Origin of the sequence: Paenibacillus forsythiae T98, from assembly GCF_000520735.1 — a bacterium.
GTDB classification, from domain to species: Bacteria; Bacillota; Bacilli; order Paenibacillales; family Paenibacillaceae; genus Paenibacillus_AQ; species Paenibacillus_AQ forsythiae.
Window position 1 is genome coordinate 13156 of sequence record NZ_ASSC01000031.1, and the last position, 19092, is coordinate 32247.

The 19092-nt window shown below is 53.4% G+C and carries 20 protein-coding genes; 17 read left to right on the forward strand and 3 right to left on the reverse strand.

All coding sequences use genetic code 11. The features are described from left to right. The first annotated feature begins 48 nt into the window (after window positions 1–48). The 4 genes from L692_RS0101440 to L692_RS0101455 all read left to right on the forward strand — a co-directional run bounded on the left by L692_RS0101440 (window position 49) and on the right by L692_RS0101455 (window position 4172). Window positions 49–1587: an ABC transporter ATP-binding protein gene (locus tag L692_RS0101440; RefSeq protein WP_025696526.1), complete on the forward strand. Its 1539-nt coding sequence runs from the start codon at window positions 49–51 to the stop codon at window positions 1585–1587. After that, complete coding sequence (locus L692_RS0101445) at window positions 1580–2653, forward strand: ABC transporter permease (RefSeq protein ID WP_025696528.1); 1074 nt, start codon at window positions 1580–1582, stop codon at window positions 2651–2653. The genes L692_RS0101440 and L692_RS0101445 overlap by 8 nt, the downstream gene beginning before the upstream one ends. Further along, window positions 2654–3610 carry an ABC transporter permease gene (locus L692_RS0101450; RefSeq protein ID WP_025696530.1) on the forward strand — a complete coding sequence of 319 codons (957 nt, stop codon included), beginning with the start codon at window positions 2654–2656 and terminating at the stop codon, window positions 3608–3610. 208 nt (window positions 3611–3818) lie between these two features. After that, the gene (locus L692_RS0101455; protein WP_025696533.1) at window positions 3819–4172 is read left to right on the forward strand and encodes a hypothetical protein; all 354 of its coding nucleotides are present in this window, start codon (window positions 3819–3821) and stop codon (window positions 4170–4172) included. 8 nt (window positions 4173–4180) lie between these two features. Here L692_RS0101455 and L692_RS0101460 read toward each other — a convergent pair whose 3' ends face one another. Next, window positions 4181–4639: a GNAT family N-acetyltransferase gene (locus L692_RS0101460; protein ID WP_025696535.1), complete on the reverse strand. Its 459-nt coding sequence runs from the start codon at window positions 4637–4639 to the stop codon at window positions 4181–4183. A 587-nt stretch (window positions 4640–5226) separates the two neighbouring features. Here L692_RS0101460 and ilvB point away from each other — a divergent pair. The 13 genes from ilvB (at window position 5227) to L692_RS0101525 (ending at window position 17757) form a co-directional block, all read left to right on the forward strand. Continuing rightward, on the forward strand, window positions 5227–6969 hold the full coding sequence (ilvB, locus tag L692_RS0101465; protein ID WP_025696536.1) for a biosynthetic-type acetolactate synthase large subunit: 1743 nt from the start codon (window positions 5227–5229) through the stop codon (window positions 6967–6969). 2 nt (window positions 6970–6971) lie between these two features. Continuing rightward, window positions 6972–7457: an acetolactate synthase small subunit gene (gene ilvN / locus L692_RS0101470; protein ID WP_036721327.1), complete on the forward strand. Its 486-nt coding sequence runs from the start codon at window positions 6972–6974 to the stop codon at window positions 7455–7457. A gap of 164 nt (window positions 7458–7621) precedes the next feature. Continuing rightward, window positions 7622–8614: a ketol-acid reductoisomerase gene (ilvC, locus tag L692_RS0101475; protein ID WP_025696539.1), complete on the forward strand. Its 993-nt coding sequence runs from the start codon at window positions 7622–7624 to the stop codon at window positions 8612–8614. 114 nt (window positions 8615–8728) lie between these two features. After that, window positions 8729–10270 (forward strand): 2-isopropylmalate synthase, encoded by a 1542-nt coding sequence (locus tag L692_RS0101480; protein ID WP_025696541.1) that lies wholly within the window; start codon window positions 8729–8731, stop codon window positions 10268–10270. A gap of 425 nt (window positions 10271–10695) precedes the next feature. Continuing rightward, window positions 10696–11220 (forward strand): RNA polymerase sigma factor, encoded by a 525-nt coding sequence (locus L692_RS0101485; protein WP_269636709.1) that lies wholly within the window; start codon window positions 10696–10698, stop codon window positions 11218–11220. Then, the gene (locus L692_RS0101490; RefSeq protein WP_025696545.1) at window positions 11217–11669 is read left to right on the forward strand and encodes an anti-sigma factor family protein; all 453 of its coding nucleotides are present in this window, start codon (window positions 11217–11219) and stop codon (window positions 11667–11669) included. Before L692_RS0101485 ends, L692_RS0101490 begins: the two co-directional genes overlap by 4 nt. A gap of 77 nt (window positions 11670–11746) precedes the next feature. After that, window positions 11747–12247 carry a hypothetical protein gene (locus L692_RS30460; protein WP_025696547.1) on the forward strand — a complete coding sequence of 167 codons (501 nt, stop codon included), beginning with the start codon at window positions 11747–11749 and terminating at the stop codon, window positions 12245–12247. Window positions 12248–12264: 17 nt separating this feature from the next. Further along, window positions 12265–13356, forward strand: coding sequence for a DUF4097 family beta strand repeat-containing protein (locus L692_RS0101500; protein WP_025696549.1), 1092 nt, complete (start codon window positions 12265–12267; stop codon window positions 13354–13356). A gap of 73 nt (window positions 13357–13429) precedes the next feature. Continuing rightward, window positions 13430–13555 (forward strand): hypothetical protein, encoded by a 126-nt coding sequence (locus L692_RS33765; RefSeq protein ID WP_269636708.1) that lies wholly within the window; start codon window positions 13430–13432, stop codon window positions 13553–13555. A gap of 105 nt (window positions 13556–13660) precedes the next feature. Then, window positions 13661–14740, forward strand: coding sequence for a 3-isopropylmalate dehydrogenase (leuB, locus tag L692_RS0101510; RefSeq protein ID WP_025696551.1), 1080 nt, complete (start codon window positions 13661–13663; stop codon window positions 14738–14740). A gap of 216 nt (window positions 14741–14956) precedes the next feature. Then, on the forward strand, window positions 14957–15496 hold the full coding sequence (locus L692_RS0101515; protein WP_025696553.1) for a peroxiredoxin: 540 nt from the start codon (window positions 14957–14959) through the stop codon (window positions 15494–15496). A gap of 237 nt (window positions 15497–15733) precedes the next feature. Continuing rightward, the gene (locus L692_RS0101520; RefSeq protein ID WP_025696555.1) at window positions 15734–16141 is read left to right on the forward strand and encodes a hypothetical protein; all 408 of its coding nucleotides are present in this window, start codon (window positions 15734–15736) and stop codon (window positions 16139–16141) included. 500 nt (window positions 16142–16641) lie between these two features. Next, the gene (locus L692_RS0101525) at window positions 16642–17757 is read left to right on the forward strand and encodes an ATP-binding protein (protein ID WP_025696557.1); all 1116 of its coding nucleotides are present in this window, start codon (window positions 16642–16644) and stop codon (window positions 17755–17757) included. Between the two features lie 270 nt (window positions 17758–18027). On the opposite strand, the gene L692_RS30965 is transcribed toward L692_RS0101525, so the two are convergent. Next, window positions 18028–18249, reverse strand: coding sequence for a FeoB-associated Cys-rich membrane protein (locus L692_RS30965; RefSeq protein ID WP_312000891.1), 222 nt, complete (start codon window positions 18247–18249; stop codon window positions 18028–18030). Between the two features lie 42 nt (window positions 18250–18291). Next, on the reverse strand, window positions 18292–19092 hold an 801-nt coding region (locus L692_RS0101530; protein ID WP_036721336.1), incomplete at its 5' end, for a ferrous iron transporter B.

Here is a 19092-nt window from a genome sequence, read left to right on the forward strand (position 1 = left end):
ACATTGGCGTTAGCCGCTGTAAATATATTCTGTAATGAGGGTGATTCCATGAGTGCTGCGGCTCCTGTCGTAGAGTTGAAGCAAATCACAAAACGCTTTCCCGGTATTGTCGCCAATGACTCCATCAGCCTGACGCTGGAGAAAGGCGAGATTCATGCGCTGCTCGGCGAGAATGGCGCGGGCAAATCCACACTGATGAATATCGTATTCGGACTGTACCAGCCGGATGAGGGCAGTATTGAAATCGGCGGGAAACCGGTAATCATCGACAGCCCGAATAAAGCCATTGAGCTAGGCATCGGTATGGTGCATCAGCATTTCAAGCTTGTAGATCCCTTTACGGTTACCGAGAATATTATTCTTGGAACAGAGCCGAAGAAAGGTCTGAAAATCGACTATAAATCCGCGGCGGAGCAAGTCCGCAAGCTGTCGGAGCTGTACGGTCTTCAAGTTGATCCGCATGCCAGAATCCACGATATTTCGGTCGGGATGCAGCAGCGTGTGGAAATTATGAAGACCTTGTACCGCGGCGCGGATATTCTTATATTTGACGAGCCTACCGCCGTGCTGACCCCTCAGGAAATCAATGAGCTGATGGCGATTATGAAACGTCTCGTCGCCGAGGGGAAATCGATCATTCTGATTACTCATAAGTTAAAAGAAATTATGACCATAGCCGACAGGGTGACTATTATCCGGCGCGGCAAGGTAATTGACACGGTCAGAACTTCGGAGACCAATCCGAACGATTTGGCCGAGAAGATGGTCGGCCGCGGCGTTACGTTCAAAGTGGACAAGCAGCCTCCGAATATCGGGAAGGCGGTACTCAAGCTTGACGGAGTGAACAGCAAGAACAAGGAAGGCATATCCGTATTAAACAATCTGAGCTTTGAAGTCAAGGCCGGGGAGATTCTGGGTATAGCCGGCGTTGACGGAAACGGGCAGAGCGAGCTGATCCAGGCCATCACGGGCCTCCGTAAAATCGATTCGGGTTCGATTACCATGGAGGGGAAAGAAATCGCCAACCTGTCTCCGCGCAAAATCACAGAGAAGAACGTCTCGCATATTCCCGAGGACCGGCATAAGCATGGACTCGTGCTTGATTTCACCGTCAGCGAGAACATGGTGCTTGAAACCTACTACAGAAGCCCTTATAACCGGAATGGATTTATGAACAAGGATATTATTGACAAGCATGCCGAGAAGCTCATCAGGGAGTTCGACGTGCGTACGCCATCCATCCATACTTCTGCCCGTTCCTTGTCAGGCGGCAACCAGCAAAAAGCAATTATTGCGCGGGAAATAGAAAAAAATCCAAGCCTGCTGATTGCGGCTCAGCCGACGCGGGGACTGGATGTGGGTGCTATCGAGTTCGTACAAAAGCAGCTGATCGCCCAGCGGGACCAAGGCAAGGCCGTGCTGCTGGTTTCATTCGAGCTGGACGAAATTATGAATGTGTCCGACCGCATCGCCGTTATCTATGAAGGACATATTGTGGGCGAGGTTTATCCTGAGAATACGAACGATCAGGAGCTTGGACTAATGATGGCGGGCAGCCTGAAGCAGGGAGGTAATTCGGGTGTTTAAGCTTAAGAAAATATTTGCGACAGACAGCTATATCGTGCCTGTTGTCGCGATTTTACTCGGGTTGCTGGTCGGCGCGGCGGTTATGCTGATCGGCGGCTATGATCCGGTTGCGTCCTACCGGGCTTTGTTCAACCGTGTCTTCGGCAGCCCATATGATTTCGGCGAAGCGATCCGTGAAATGACGCCGCTTATGCTGACCGGTCTGTCCGTGGCCTTCGCCTTCCGCTCGGGAATGTTCAACATCGGCGCGGACGGTCAGGTGCTGATCGGAATGACGGCTGCCTCTGTGATCGGCATCAAGCTGGCCGGAGTGCCCACATTTTTGCTGGTGCCCCTGGCAGTGATCGGCGCCGGTCTGTTCGGCGGGCTGTGGGCCGGAATTGCAGGTTATCTGAAAGCGAAGCGGGGGATTAACGAGGTTATTACGACCATCATGTTAAATTGGGTCGCCCTGTATCTCGCGAACTATATCGTAAGAACGTTCCTCCTGATTCCGGGACAGAACCGTTCCGAGGATATACCGGCATCCATGTCGCTTACTTTTTTGAACTCTGTCTTTGACAACGCCCGCCTGCACTGGGGAACTGTGATTGCACTTGCGGCGGCCGTATTCTTCTACGTCTACTTGTGGAAGACGAAGCAGGGCTTCGAGATGCGTGCCGTCGGTCTCAATCCCCACGCCGCCGAGTACGCCGGTATGAATGTCGGGCGCAATATCATAAAATCGATGTTCATCGCGGGCGTGTTTGCCGGACTCGCCGGAGCGGGCGAGGTGCTGGGCGTATTCCACTACCAGTCTGTGTTCGCGGGTTCACCCGGCTATGGGTTTGACGGGATCGCCGTTGCGCTGCTCGGAATTACCCATCCGTTCGGGGTCATTCTGGCCGCTATCCTGTACGGCATGCTGACGTATGGTTCCGCAGGCATGAGCTTTGACGCGAACGTGCCCCCGGAATTGATCCGCATTGTGATCGGCTCGATTATATTCTTTATCGCGGCCCAAGGGATCGTTCGCTGGGTGCTTAAGCCGTTTTACTTCAAGCGCAAGAAAGAGAAGGTGTTATAGATGGATCTGCTGACACTTGGCCAAATGCTCAATACAACGCTTGTGTTCTCCACCGCGCTTATTTTTGCCGCGCTCGGCGGCATCTTCTCCGAGCGCTCGGGCGTGGTTAACATCGGGCTTGAGGGCCTGATGATGTTCGGCGCCTTTGCCGCGGCTGTCGGCGGTTATTATGCGCAGGATGCCGGCTACGAGACCATGGCCCCCTGGATCGGTGTGCTCTGCGCCATGGCGGTCGGCATGATTGGATCACTTATTCACGCAGTCGCTTCGATTACGTTCAAGGCGGACCAGACGATCAGCGGTACGGTAATCAACTTTCTTGCCGCAGGCAGTACGCTTTACCTGGTTAAGCTCCTGTTTGAAGGGGCGGGAGAAACGCCTCTGATTGACGGCTTCAGCAAATATCCGATACCGCTGTTGTCCCAAATTCCGGTGCTCGGTCAGGGTCTGTTCAATAATTATCCAACTACGTATCTGGCGATCATTCTCGTTGTCGTGGTGTATTTCCTGTTGTTCAAAACGCCGTTCGGTCTGCGCCTTCGGGCGGTTGGCGAGCATCCGAGCGCGGCGGATACGCTTGGCGTTAATGTCAACCGTATGCGGTATATCGGCGTTATGCTCAGCGGCATGCTTGCAGGCATTGGCGGCGCGACGATCACGCTGACAACGACAGGAACCTTTGCCCACAATACCATCTCCGGTCAGGGCTTTATTGCGATTGCGGCTATGATCTTCGGCAAATGGAATCCGCTTGGCGCCTTCGGCGCGGCCGTGTTCTTCGGCTTCTCTCAGGCCATCCGCAACTATGTTCAGATGTTCGGCTGGTCCCAGAGTATTCCGCAGGAATTTATCTATATGATTCCTTATGTGCTGACGATCATCGTTCTTGTGAGCGCGGTAGGCCGCTCTTCCGCGCCGTCTGCGCTTGGACAGCCTTACGATCCGAGCAAACGTTAACGGCTGCGTCCGCTTGCGCGCCATTTCTGTTCTTAGCCGCATTTCCGGGTTCGCCCGGAAGTGCGGTTTTTTTGGCATGAAATCTGCTTCACAGGCCTTTCCGGATGGTCTGGGCATAGGTACAGGCAGAATGGAGCGGCCCCGAATACACTGTACTCGAAGGCGGCAACAGAATCTGTGCTCCAACGCCAGAAGGAGGAGGGATATTATGACACAACCAGTGACCAAGAAGCAGGTGATGAAGCTGGTGGGCAAAAATATCATAGCGGTGAAAAAGGACGGAACAAAGGTTGCGGGCAAGCTGCTTCGCATTTCGGGCAATCGTCTGATTGTACAGCGTACCGGAGGTAGAAAAGTGCAAATCAAAGCTATCATTCCGCTCGTGCTGTTCGACCTGCTTGCAGTAGGAACCGCTCCTTACGCCTATGGCGGATATGGCTATGGACCCGGCGCGCCTTACGGTCCGGGATATGGCTACGGCGGCGGTTACGGCTATGGCGTCAACAATACGTATGGACCTGGCGGTTATGGCGGGGGACCTTCCCCTTACGGCTTTTTCTAAGCAGATATTCAAATGCCCGTCGGCAAGAAGCGCTTCTCCAGCTCGTAGCACATGCTCTGCGGCAAATATCGGACAACGGTATAGCCCAGCTTTTCGTAAAAAGCAAGCCCCGGCGCATTGCCGACGTCTACCGCTACTTTGGATCGGTGGCATCCGCGTGATAATGCAAACCGTTCCGCCCGGTCCATTAGCATATTCCCCCAGCGCTTCCGCTTCGCCGAAGCGGCGACGGCAAGCATATCAATATAGAGCAGATCCCCGTGCAGCATGAAATGGACAAATCCCAGCGGGCCGCTGTCATAATCGGAACTCGCTACAAGCGTAACTCCCCGTCCGAGCCGGCGCGGGAGTTCTTTTTTGACCTGGTCCAGCACTTTTGCGGGCAAATGGGACAAAGGCACAAGCTCGGTTTCAATCAATCGGTGAATAATCTCATCGTCCTGTTTGGGGCGGCGGTAACGGATCACGGTGCTTCCCCCTTCCACACTTTGTCGTACATCATATGATTGGCGGGGGGCTGCGGGTTCCGCCCAGAATAAAAGAAGGACAAAGCGGTGAGATTAAAATAAGGGATTGACTAACCGTGTAAGGAATCATATAATGTGTCTAAACATTTTAACGAGCATATCGGCAATGAAGAGGACGAAGTTTTAAGGGCTCTTTTGACCAGAGAGCGGGTGGAACTGCTGAAACCACCGCCAAAACCCCTTATATACGAGCTCACCTCGGAGCTGTTTCCCTGAAAGGTCCGCCAGTTTACTCCGGTGGAATTATTAGGGGAAATCGTGTGGTCTGCGTTACGGACTTTAGGTTGCAGAAATCGGCTTTTGCCTACATCGATGGATTTTTGCATACCTGCCAAGGCATTGCATCGCGAGATGCTCTGTAAATATGGGTGGTACCACGGAAGAACAGCCTTTCGTCCCTCACGCGCTTATGCGGCGCAGGGGTGATGAAAGGCTTTTTTGTTTTGTATGAACCCGGCTGAAACGGATGAACACAGGCGATCGTCGTTTGCATAGGAAAGTTGATATTTTGTAAGGAGGATGACTGAATGATGACGCAAATACCGGAAATACGGTCCACAGAGGAGTTACGGGAGAAATGGAAGACACCGGAAGTGATTACCGGGTCCGAAATTCTGCTGCGGAGTCTGGTGCTGGAGGGCGTGGATACCGTGTTCGGATATCCCGGGGGAGCCGTTCTATATATCTATGACGCATTGTACGGATTCAATGATTTCAAGCATGTGCTGACCCGGCATGAGCAGGGTGCGATTCATGCGGCGGACGGATATGCAAGAGCAAGCGGCAAGCCGGGCGTCTGTATCGCGACTTCCGGACCCGGGGCGACCAATCTGGTCACCGGCATCGCTACCGCCTATATGGATTCCGTCCCGCTGGTTGTCATCACAGGCAACGTATTCTCCAGCCTGATCGGCACGGACGCATTCCAGGAGGCCGACATTACCGGGATCACAATGCCGATTACCAAGCATAGCTATCTGGTGCGCAGTGTGGAAGATCTGCCGAGAATCATGCATGAAGCTTTCCATATTGCGTCGACGGGCCGCAAAGGACCGGTGCTTATCGATATTCCGAAGGATGTATCAGCGGCAAAGACGCTGTTCACTCCTGTAACGAGCGTCAACCTCCGGGGCTATAATCCCCGATCGGTTCCGAACAAGCTGCAGCTTGACAAGCTGGTGCGCGCGATTGCCGAGGCGGAGCGGCCGGTAATCATCGCAGGCGGCGGGATTATTTATTCCGGGGCGCATGAAGCGATGTACGAATTCGTCAAGCGGACGGAAATTCCGATCACGACGACATTGCTTGGACTGGGCGGTTTCCCTAGCGGCCATGAGCTGTGGATGGGCATGCCGGGCATGCACGGCACGTATACGGCGAACAACGCTATCCAGGAATGCGACCTTCTGATCAATATAGGAGCCCGGTTCGACGATCGTGTAACGGGCAAGCTCGACGGCTTCGCGCCAAAGGCCAAGATCGTGCATATCGATATCGATCCTGCCGAGATCGGCAAGAACATATCGCCTGACATTCCGATTGTTGGCGACGTCAAGACGGTGCTGGAAATGCTGATTCCCGAAGTGGAACGGGCTTCGAAAGCGGATGCCTGGAGAAGCCGGATTGCAGAGTGGAAGCAGGATAAGCCGCTTCGTTACAAGGATGAGGGCAAAGTGCTGAAGCCGCAGTGGGTTATTGAGCTGATCAATGACACCACGAAGGGCGAGGCGATCGTGACGACGGACGTTGGCCAGCATCAAATGTGGGCCGCGCAGTATTACAAGTTCAATCATCCGCGTTCCTTTATTACGTCGGGCGGTCTCGGAACGATGGGCTTCGGCTTCCCTTCGGCGATCGGCGCGCAGATGGCGAACCCGGAACGGCTCGTCGTGTCGATCAACGGCGATGGCGGCATGCAGATGTGTTCCCAGGAGCTGGCGATCTGCGCGATTCACAATATTCCGGTCAAGATCGTCGTTATTAATAACGAGGTACTAGGCATGGTGCGGCAATGGCAGAATCTCATTTACGAGAAGCGTTACAGCTATACGGACCTGGCCGGCAGTCCGAACTTTGTGAAGCTTGCTGAAGCCTATGGCATCAAGGGCATCCGGGCGACAACGAAGGAAGAAGCAAGGGCCGCATGGCAGGAGGCTTTGGAAACACCGGGGCCGGTATTGGTGGAATTCCTCGTTTCCAAGGATGAAAATGTCTATCCGATGGTAACCCAGGGCTCGACCATCGATCAAATGCTGATGGGGGATGAATAACGGTGGAAAGAAATACGATTTCCGTGCTGGTAAACGACCAGCCTGGCGTGCTCCAACGGGTATCGGGGCTGTTCGGACGGCGCGGGTTTAATATTGAGAGCATTACCGTTGGCCAATCCGAGGAAACCGGACTGTCCCGGATGGTCATCGTCACCTTGGGGGATGATGACCAGCTGGAGCAGATTGAGAAGCAGCTCTATAAGCTGATCGACGTCATCAAGGTGGTGAATCTTAGCGTAAGGCCGATGGTTGCGCGCGAGCTGGCGCTGATTAAGGTCAAAGCCGATCCCTCCGAGCGGCCGGAGATTATGGGTGTGGTCGAAACGTTCCGCGCCTCTGTTGTCGACATCGGCAGCACGAGCCTGCTCGTGCAGGTGGTGGGGGACACGCAGAAGATCGACGCGATGATCGAACTGCTGAAGCCTTATGGCATCAGGGAGTTGTCCCGGACCGGCGTTACGGCGATGATCCGCGGAAATGTGCAATAGATCTATTTTGCAGCTTTAGCGAATTACTGCTTTTTTGCAGTACAATATAATAACGAACGGCATTCCCGCTAAAAAGCGGGAGCTTGAGGGAAAGCGCCTGCACAGCTCTTCTCCTGAAGCACCCGCTTTTTAGATGGGTTCCAATTTAAAGGAGGATTTTGACAATGGCAGTAACAACGTACTATGAGCAGGATGGAGATTTGAGCGTATTAAAAGGTAAGACAATCGCGGTTATCGGTTATGGCAGCCAGGGGCATGCCCAGGCCCAGAACCTGCGCGACAGCGGACTTCAAGTCATCATTGGCCTGCGCGAAGGCAAATCGTTCCAAACCGCGAAGAATGACGGTTTCGAAGTGCTGCCGGTCTCCGAAGCGGTATCCCGTGCGGACGTAGTGCAAATCCTGATGCCTGACGAAACCCAGGCGGCCGTTTACAAGAACGAGATCGAGCCAAACCTGAAACAAGGTGCGGCGCTCATGTTCTCCCACGGTTTCAACGTGCATTTTGGACAAATCATCGCTCCGAAGGATTCGGACGTGCTGCTGGTTGCGCCTAAGTCCCCTGGACATATGGTTCGCCGCACTTATGAAGAAGGCTTCGGCGTTCCCGGCCTGATCGCGATCGAGCAGGATGCCACAGGCAATGCGAAGGCAATCGGTCTCGCTTATGCCAAAGGCATCGGCTGTACCCGCGCAGGGGTAATCGAAACCTCCTTCCGTGAAGAGACGGAAACCGATCTGTTCGGCGAACAAGCCGTACTGTGCGGCGGTGTAACCGCTCTGATCAAAGCGGGCTTTGAAACGCTGGTTGAAGCCGGCTATGCTCCGGAAATGGCTTACTTCGAGTGCCTGCACGAGATGAAGCTGATCGTTGACCTGATCTATGAAGGAGGCATGGCAACGATGCGCGATTCCATCAGCAATACGGCGGAATACGGCGATTATGTAACCGGACCGCGCGTTGTTACCGACGAAACGAAGAAAGCGATGAAGGCGGTTCTCAGCGATATCCAGCAGGGCAAATTCGCGCGCGATTTCATTCTGGAGAACCAATCGGGCCGTGCGTTCCTGACCGCTACTCGCCGCAACGAAGCCGCTCATCCAATCGAGGTTGTCGGCGGACAACTGCGCGAAATGATGGCCTGGATCAAGAAATAAGATTGGCATAATCAGGTACGGATTCACATATAAATGCAAGTCTTCAGGTGCGGCTCCGCTTTAGGCGGGCCGCATTTGGAGCGTTTGATGATTACTTTTAAGGAGGTGCCCGGCATGCGAAAAATTTATGTATTCGATACAACATTGCGTGACGGAGAACAGTCCCCCGGCGTGAATTTGAATACGCAGGAGAAGCTGGAGATCGCCTATCAGCTGGAAAAGCTGGGGATTGACCGTATGGAGGCGGGATTTCCCGCAGCATCGCCGGGAGATCTGGCGGCAGTCAATGCCGTTGCCAGAGCGGTCAAGAATGTGACGGTTATCGGCCTTTCCAGATCCCGCGAAACCGATATTGATGCCGTCAAGGAGGCGCTTAAGGGCGCGCAGGACCCGTGCATTCATCTGTTCCTCGCGACTTCCCCGATTCACCGTCAGCATAAGCTCCGGATGGATAAGGGGCAGGTGCTGGAGACGGCTCAGGCAGCCATCCGCTATGCGAAGAAATATTTCACCAAGCTGGAGTTCTCGCTTGAGGATGCGGGACGGACCGAGCTTGACTTTATGGCCGAGGTGGTCGGCATGGCGGTTCGCGAAGGCGCGAGCGTTGTCAACATTCCGGATACCGTCGGCTATCTGAATCCGTCCGAGTACGGGGCAATCTTCAAATATTTAAAGGAAAATGTTCCGGACATCGACCGCGTTCAGCTTAGCGCGCACTGCCATAACGATTTGGGAATGGCCACGGCGAATACGCTGGCGGCAATCCAGAACGGGGCGGATCAAATCGAGGGCACAATCAATGGCATCGGTGAACGCGCGGGCAACACGGCCATTGAAGAAGTGGCGCTGGCGCTTGAGACGCGCAGCGATTTCTTCGGGGCGAAGACGTCGCTTGTACTGTCTGAGATTTCCCGCACAAGCCGTCTGGTCAGCAAATTGACCGGTATGGTCGTGCCGGGGAACAAGGCGATCGTCGGGGCGAACGCTTTTGCGCATGAGTCGGGAATCCATCAGGACGGCATGCTTAAGGAGAAGACAACGTATGAGATTATGACGCCGGAGACCATCGGCCTGAAGGAGAGCAAGCTGGTGCTCGGCAAGCATTCCGGCCGCCACGCTTTCCGGGACAAGCTGAACGATCTGGGCTACGATCTGCCGGAAGACGTGCTGAATGCGGCGTTCGCCAGATTCAAGGATCTGGCCGACAAGAAGAAGGAAGTATCCGACGAGGATATTTTGGCGCTGATGGAGGAACGGCTGGGCGTTACGCCGGAAATTTACAGCCTGCGCACTCTGTACGTCACTTACGGCAATGAAGCGACGCCGACCGCCAAGCTGATTCTGAACGGTCCGCCCGAGGAGCCAATCGTCGCAGAAGCCGAGGGGAATGGCTCGGTGGATGCGATATACAACGCCATCGACCAGGCAACTGGCGAAGAAGTCAAGCTGGACGATTATTCCATAAAGTCCGTCACTCAAGGCAAGGACGCCCAGGGCGAGGTGCATGTCATTCTGTCTCAGGGCATTGTCGCCGCGGCGGGGAGAGGGCTAAGCACCGACATTCTGGAGGCGAGCGCCCGGGCTTACCTCGATGCGCTCAACAAGCTGATTGAGAAGCGCAAGACGTATACGAAGCGCGAAGACGCTCATTTATAGGAAGCGGCGCTTGCAGTTTCATGGGCAATGAGGCACGGAAATATGGCAAGGACTGTTTTTGGAGCAAGCTCTGCTCAGAAACAGTCCTTTTTTGTATTTGCAGACCGTTGATGAGGTTTACGGCCGGCGGCAAGGATATGGAATAAGATACGATGTGGACGGTATAATCGTTAATACTGGCGGACGGGATGCCCGGGTCTCCCAGATCTTCGCCGCTTTTGTATATGATGTTCACATAGTTGCTCCATCCTTGCCCGGGGGAAATCGGCACGGTAAGTTTGCCAGTTTGCGCCAACGGGTTGCCGAAATTTTTGTCCGAATGAATTTTATGATAAGAAATCGATGATTTTTGCAGGGGAGCGGAAGAAGCGCGCGTCAAACGTAATGTAGAGAAGGAGGGGAGAGAACTGGAAGAGGCGGAATGGATATCGGCCGTACTGAACGGCGAGCGTCAGGCTTTTGCTCATTTGGTGACGCGCTATCAGGGCTTGGTATACCGGGTATGCATCAAAATAACGGGAGAATCCGAGTCGGCCAAAGATATGGCCCAGGAGGTATTTATCAAAGCCTACAAGGCGCTTCCCTCCTTCCGGGGACAATCCTCATTTTCTACCTGGCTGTACCGGATTGCCTACCGCACCTGTCTGGACTGGAAAAGAGCCAATGACAGGGAATGGAAGTATCGCAGCATGGCGGATTATACGGAGAATGACTATGTGACTTCACAGACGCCGGAACATGCCGCACTCCGCAAGGAGGCTTCCGAGGAATTGGGGAAAAGTGTGAACAGTCTTGCCGAACCGTACCGGTCGGTTGTGCAGCTGTACTACTTTAACCGGCAATCCTATCAGGAAATAGCTGAAGCGAAAGGCATATCGGTCAAAACGGTTGAATCTCAGCTGTACCGCGCCAGACAGATCATGCGAAGACAAGGGGAGAGATGGGAATGAAATGCGATGCAGTAATGGATTGGCTTCCCCATTATATCGAAGGTCTGCTGTCTCCCGAGGCAGAGCGGGAAATGACGCGGCATATCGGTGCTTGCCCCGCCTGTGCGCGGTGGCTGGAAGAAGCGAGGGCGATGGAGGAGATATGGAAGGAAGCGGACGGCGCTCCGGAAGCCGGGCCGTTTACCGATTCTCCTGATCTCGTTCCGCGGGTAATGGCGGAGATTGAACGGCTGGAGTCAGCGCGCCAATCGGATAATGCGGGACCCGCTGCTTCAAGACGGCGCTCCGCGCGCCGGACCTCATGGGTTCACTACGGCCTGGCGGCCTGTCTGACCTTTGTGCTGGTTCAATACGGCGTATTTGAACAGCTGGCCTACGGGCTGACGGAAATCAACGGCCACATGTCGAACTCGGTAACGGCGCTGCTCGGCGCCCAGGGGAATCGCTAGAGCCGAAAGCCGAAGAGATAGATCATTGCGAGGCATGCGGAATGCTCGGCAAGACCACATAATCAGGAGGATGCTACATGATAAAAAAGAAACGCTGGCTCACTTTTATGCTGGCCATGGTTCCGGGACTCGGACATTTGTATCTGGGCTTCAAAAAACAGGGAATGCAGTTTATGATCGGCGCGTTTGTCTGTATCGTCTTTATTCCTTCCATGCCGACGGTATTCCCGTTCGCGCTGGCCGCTCTGTGGTTCTATCAGCTGTTTGACGCTCTGCAGAAGGCCACATGGAACAAGCTCGCCTTCGCAGAGCATGAACGGCTGATGTATGGGCCGGAGGGTCTTGGCTCGCCCTGGCCGCCCTTTGCCGTACCGCCAATGCCCGATTACCCGCAGGATGACGTCAGTCCGGCATGGATGGGGGGAGCTTGCATCGTGGCGGGGGCTCTCCTGCTGCTGATTACGGTCTTCCCGGGACTGTGGCTCCTGCTGACCGAGCTTAATATCGGCACGATTTTGCTGTCTCTTGGCCTGATCGCCTACGGGCTGCATATGCTTAGAAAGAACACAAAAGCGTAAGAACGGAGAGTCATGGGATGGGTAGATGGAAGATTGGAAGCTTGACGGCGGCGCTCGGCTGCATTGCGCTTGGCGTCATAATCACGCTGATTCAATTCGGTCAGCTTACGTATGAAGCGCTCGGGTATTTGTGGCCCGGACTTCTTATCCTGCTTGGCCTGGAAATGCTGCTAAGGCTGCTGGTTAGAACGGAGACCAGGACCCGCACGAGCGGATGGGCCATCGTTCTGATTCTGCTGCTGGGCCTCATGAGCGCGGGACAATCCGTGCTTCCGGGAGGGTCGCTGGGCACCTGGCTGGGGAAATCGCATTTAAGCTCCGTCAACGGGACGGTGCAGATCGGGGATAACATCAAGGCGGTCCGAATATCCATTCCGGGCGGCAAGGTCAAGGTGAACGGCATTCAGGGAAGCGCTCTAAGCTATGAGGGCCGCTTGCTCGCTCCCGGAAGCAGTCAAAGCGAAAGCGAACAGGCAATGAAGGACTACTGGAAAGTGTCAACGCAAGGGGATACGGTAGTGCTTGAGATGACGGCGGAAAAGAACCTGTTATCGGGGATTTACTTCGGCTTTACCGGCAACAGTCCCTATCTCAATGTGAGTCTCCCTGCGGATCTCGCGGTCAAGATCGGAACAAGCGACGGTTCGCTGGATGCTTCCGATCTGGAGGGCGGGATCGAGGCCAGCACCTCCAACGGCCGAATCGAAATGCGGGAAATTAAAGGCGGAGTCAAGGCCAGCACCAGCAACGGTTCGCTTGATTTACAGCGGGTGGAGGGAGGAGCCCATATCACCAGCTCCAACGGCTCCATCACGCTGGAGGATATTGCCGGCCAAGTGTACGCCAAGAGCAGCAACGGTAAAATAGTCATTCAATCTCCCGTTACGGGAAACTGGGAGTGTACTTCGAGCAATGGCAGCATCTCGCTGAAGCTGTCTGGGGCGACGGATGCGACGATTGCCGCCGATACAACCAACGGCTCGCTGAAAGGAAACGTGAACTGGCAGAAACAGAGCGATACGAATGGAACCGCGGTGCTTGGCAGCGGGAATCATACCGTAAAGCTGTCCACGACCAATGGCAGCGTCAGCGCGGACATCGCTGAATAGTCTGACAGAAGAAGCCGCACGCCCGGGGGGAATCCGGAAGCGTGCGGCTGTCTGCTGCCTTTGGGGAGATGTAATGAATGCCGGGAAATCGGGAACGCTAACGCTGCAAGGGCGGGGCGCCCGGCTGTGCATTCTGTCCGATGCTTCTGAAGCGTTATTTCTGTCCGGTCCTGACCGGGTTATAGGCAATCCCTATTAATTTGATAGATTCCATATCTTTGTCCTTTTGATGATGTTATGTTACAACAGTATACAGAAGAATTATGTCCGCGTGAGCGCGGATCAATTTAAGGAGTGACGAAGGATGAGCGAAGTTAAAAAAATCGCCGTAATCGCAGGGGACGGCATTGGTCCCGAAGTTGTGGCGGAAGCGGAAAAGGTGCTAAAAGTAACCGAGGAGGTATTCGGCTACAAATTTGAGACCGAGCATGCCTTGTTTGGCGGCATTGCCATCGACGAGAAGGGCACGCCGCTGCCTGAGGAAACGCTGGACATCTGCAAGAGCGCGGACGCCGTGCTGCTGGGCGCCGTCGGCGGTCCCAAATGGGATACCAACCCGAAGGAGCTTCGTCCGGAGACCGGGCTTCTGGGTATCCGCAAAGCGCTGGGCCTGTTCTCTAATCTGCGTCCTGCGGTCGTATTCGACTGTCTGAAGGATGCCTCCACACTAAAACCGGAAGTGCTTGAAGGAACGGATCTGATCGTTGTCCGCGAACTGACCGGCGGTATTTATTTCGGAGAGAAGTTCCGCCGTCAAAGCGAGCAGGGGGAAGAAGCGGTTGACACCTGCGCTTACAATGTGACCGAAGTGGAGCGCATCGCCCGCCAGGCGTTCGAAATTGCTGCGAAGCGCCGGGGCAAGCTGGCTTCTGTGGACAAAGCGAACGTGCTGGAAACATCCCGCCTGTGGCGTGAAGTGGTTATCCGGGTCGCGGCGGACTATCCGAACGTAGAGCTGGAGCATGTGTTGGTCGATAACTGCGCCATGCAACTGCTGCGCCGTCCGTCCAGCTTCGACGTCATCGTGACCGAGAACATGTTCGGGGATATTCTGAGCGACGAAGCTGCCATGCTCACGGGTTCCATCGGCATGCTGGCTTCTGCTTCGCTGGGCGAGGGAAGCTATGGCCTCTATGAGCCGGTTCACGGTTCCGCGCCGGACATCGCCGGACAAGGATTGGCCAATCCGATTGCTACTATTCTCTCGCTGGCTCTGATGTTCCGTCTGACCTTCGGCTATGAAGACGCGGCCGCCGCAATCGAAGCCGCCGTAGCGCAGGTGCTTGATGCGGGACATCGTACAAGCGATATTGCCACAGACAAGAGCAAGGCGATCAGCACGAGCGAGATGGGCGACCTGATTGTCGCTGCTATCCGCAAATAAGGAAAAAACCGTCACAGAACTTTCCTTATTTATAATAATTATAAAAAAACAATGAATGTAATCTTGACTTTGATTTTGTACGGTGATACCATTTGGTTTGTAACAGCAGAGACGTAACCAACCCCATCAAACCCAAGAAAGACACCGCCCCATCACCATTTTATACGAATGGCTGGCAGCTTGTTTTTCTTACATAATCAAAGGAGGATTTTCGCAATGGCAGAACGTTTGGTAGGCAAACCGGCACCGGATTTCACAATGGAAACTGTATCGGGTGACGGTAAAGAATTTGGCAAAGTAAGCTTGTCCGACTATCGCGGCAAATGGCTCGTCTTCTTCTTCTATCCTCTGGATTTCACTTTCGTATGCCCGACTGAAATTACGGCGCTCAGCGATGCAGCCGATCAATTCGCCGCGCTCGACACCGAAATTCTGGGCGTAAGCATCGACTCCGTACACAGCCACAAGGCTTGGATCAATGCTTCGAAAGAAGTGGGCGGTCTTGGCCAACTGAAGTTCCCGCTTGCTTCCGACATTACGAAGAAGGTTGCCAGTGATTACGGCGTATTGATCGAGGAAGAAGGCATCGCGCTTCGCGGTCTCTTCATTATCGATCCGGAAGGCGAACTGAAATACCAAGTAGTTAACCATAACGACGTAGGCCGCAGCGTAGAAGAAACTCTGCGTGTGCTGCAGGCGCTGCAATCGGGCGGATTGTGCCCAATGAACTGGAAGCCTGGCGACAAGAACCTGTAAGCATTGGCTCTAAAGCGTCTCATTCCATGTCCTTTGAAATGCTGATCAAAGCCTCCTTCCGGATAATTATCCGGTTAAGGAGGCTTTTTGCAACAAAACCTCTGCCAGAGTTGTCCTGACCGTTCGAAAATGGGTGCAGAGGTTGATTTAAACCGTTTATCAGCAGGAATCGCCGGCAACCGAGTATAATACAATAATACGAAACCATTGGAACTGACTTGAGGAGGGTGAACAATCATGAGTTTTTGCTGTGGAGCGAGTATGGTAGGTACGAAGGGGACGCTTAAGCATTATCGCACGCAAGTCCATAATGTTCCCCTGCTCTTTTGCCCGGTATGTCACCGGGTCGAGGTTCATTACAAGGTCGAGAATGAGTATGAAATCTTGGCGGAATACGCGCATGGCGACGGCGTTACCGATGTGGATTTCCAGGATTATGTGATGGAAGACGAAGAGTCGATTTTTGAAAATGTCGTCAATGTGGAAAGTGAGGATGCTTTGGCCATTATCCGCAGCCAGATTGATATGGCGCTTGACCTGCTGGCCGTGTCCAAACAGATTGGCGATACGAAATGGGAGAGAGAGCTCAAGAAGAGACTCGCGGTTATGAGTCAACGGCGTCATCGTCTTCAGCAAAAAGCGTAAAGGCATGCTGCATACTATCACTTCACCAGAAAAAATTTCCGCAGGTTGCGAGGACATCGAAACAGGCTGTGTATTTCTACTTCATGTAGAGATCATGGCCTTTTTGATGTGGCAGCAATAAAAGGAAGATCGCCGTAAGCCGCCGAAAATCGTCTTTTCCTAATTTATTACGAAGCCCGATTCAGTGTTGCCCGCAGGTTGCGCGGGGCTTCATCATGGAGTACAGGCTGTTTTCTTAGACCTTCGGAGCGGCACTAAAGTATCATTTTATGAATTTTTTGACATTCGACACTATCTCTGATTGCTTTGGGTACTTTTCTTGGATATGATTGGAATATAGTAAAAACGCTTGGGTGACTGAATAAGAATATGATTGCCGAATGTACTAGCGGTTCCATGGCATATACTGATATAACAGCATATTTTGATGCCGCAGAACTGCTTCGTCAATTTTAGTCGTTCTGCTCCGTCAATTTCAGTTGAAGGGGGAACTTCACATCGTGCTACATGAAATTCACGACAGTCGGCTTCTGTCGCCGCGATCGTTCCAAGCCGGGCTTCTGGACAGTACATATGAGAATGTTCTGGAGCATATTGACAGTGGAATCATGCTTTTTGATGAAGAAGGAGTCCTAACCTTTGTTAACGCGCGGGCGTACGGAATGCTTGAGCTCCAGCGCTATGCGCTGGCAGGATGCACTGTAGTCGATTTGTTGACCCATCTTTCCTTGAGCCGAAGCAAGAAGAGACAACTGCTGCATATCTATCGGGAAACGGTATACAAAGGAAAAACGATGTATGAGTTTATGGACGAATATGGCCGATATTGGGAAGTCAACGCGTCATTTGGCGCGGACATGAACGGCGGCTATTTATTCACCTTTAAGGAAATTTCCGATTATAAAAAGATAGAGCAAACCGCTTACCAAAATGATAATCTGGCCATGTTAGGCAAATTATCCGCCTCCATTGCCCATGAAATCCGGAATCCTTTGACAGCCATTCGCGGATTTATCCAACTGCTTCGCCCGCATCTGCAGGGACTTGGGAAGGAAGAATACGCCAAGATTATTCTGGCCGAGATCGACCGTGCCAATGATATTATTCATGAATTCCTGTCCTCGTCCAAGCCTTCCTCTCCTCAAGCCGGAATCATTTCCGTTTCCGCCCTGTTGAAAGAAGTTATTCTGCTGACAGAAAGCGAAGTCCTGATGAAAGGCTGCCAGATCGTGCTGAATTCTTCACCCAGCGACTTGTACATTTCCGTAGACGTAAAGCAGATTAAGCAGGTCCTGATCAATATGATAAGAAACGCTCTGGAGGCGATCTCGGACCGATTGGACGATTCCACCGGGAAGATTGAGCTCGGGGCGTATAGAGAAGGCGGAGAGGTGCGTTTAATCGTCTCCGACAACGGTAAAGGCATGGATGTATGCACTATGAGTCATCTGTTCAACCAGTTCTTCACCACCAAGGAGAACGGAACGGGGCTGGGTCTTTCTGTCAGTGACCGGATTATCAAGAACCACGGGGGACGAATTTCCGTCAGCAGCCGGATAAATGAGGGGACCAGTTTTGTGATATCGCTTCCGCTGACCCCCGGATTTCCCGCATAGCCGGGAAGGCCAGGGTGGAGCGGTTTCTTGTTTCATGGACCGGTTACGGCCACAGAAACGGCCAGGAAGGGGCCAAGGCATTGAGGGCTATAAATAGAGCCTCCAATGCCTTGCGCGGCTTAGGGAGGCGCAGAGAACGTCAGACAAGGGTGTTCTTATGTTGGCTGCATTCGGCCCGGGAGATCAGCTCGAAATGGAAATTTGTTCGCATGCAAAAAAGACCGGTCAAGAAGATTCCTTGGCCGGTCCCTTTGTATGCTGTCCTGTTCACTACAATCCCGCTTGATTGCTATGCAGTCCGGATGACGGAACGTTATTTTGCGGACTGCAGCAGGTTGACGACAAGTCACTGGCTGCGCCCGGGCAGCTTTTTCCTTTGTCACATCCGGCGCAAGCGCCCTTTTTCCCTTTTTGCACATGGCGGTAGAGAATCCAGCCGGAATAACCGAAGATAGCGGCAACAATCAATATATTAATCAATACGTTTATCATGTAATTTCCCCGCTTTCCCCATATAGGGCCATTCGTATTGGGTCAGGCCCAGCCAAGGAGCCGTCCACCCTGATAGATAACCAGACTTACCAAATAGGCCAGGACAACGGCATAGGCTATGGAGAAGAAAGTCCATTTCCAGGAAGCCGTTTCTTTCTTGATTACACCCACCGTGGCAAGGCAAGGCGTATACAGCAGAATGAAGACCATAAAGCTCACCGAGCTGAGCGGTGTGAACACCTGAGCAATTTGCGCTTCGAGTCCGGCAGCCTCCGGTGCGTGATAGATAATGTTCATCGTTGATACGACAACTTCTTTGGCGAGAAAGCCGGGAACCAGCGTCGAACCGGCCTGCCAGTTTCCGAAGCCGAGCGGTTGAAGCAGAGGTGCGACAATGCCGCCGAATTTGGCGAGGAAGCTGTCGTCCATGGGTACATCCAACCCCGCAGGCCCGGCGTAAGACATGATCCAGATGATAACCGAACCGGCCAGAATAATCGTACCCGCTTTACGCAGGAAGCCTTTTCCTTTTTCCCAGGTGCTGCGCGAGAGTGACTTAAGCTGCGGCATACGATAGGGAGGAAGCTCGATTACGAAAACCGAGGCTTCGTTCTTGAACAAATATTTGGAGAAGAGCTTGCACAGCAGCAGCGCGAATACGACTCCCAAAGCATACATTGTCATAATGACAGCCGCCTGGTTTTGCGGGAAAAAGACGGCGGCAAACAGCAGATAGACCGGAAGTCTGGCAGAGCATGACATCAGAGGAAGCAGCAGAGTAGTCAGCATCCGTTCTTTCGGCTGCTCAATGCTTCTCGCGGCCATAACGGCAGGAACGTTGCA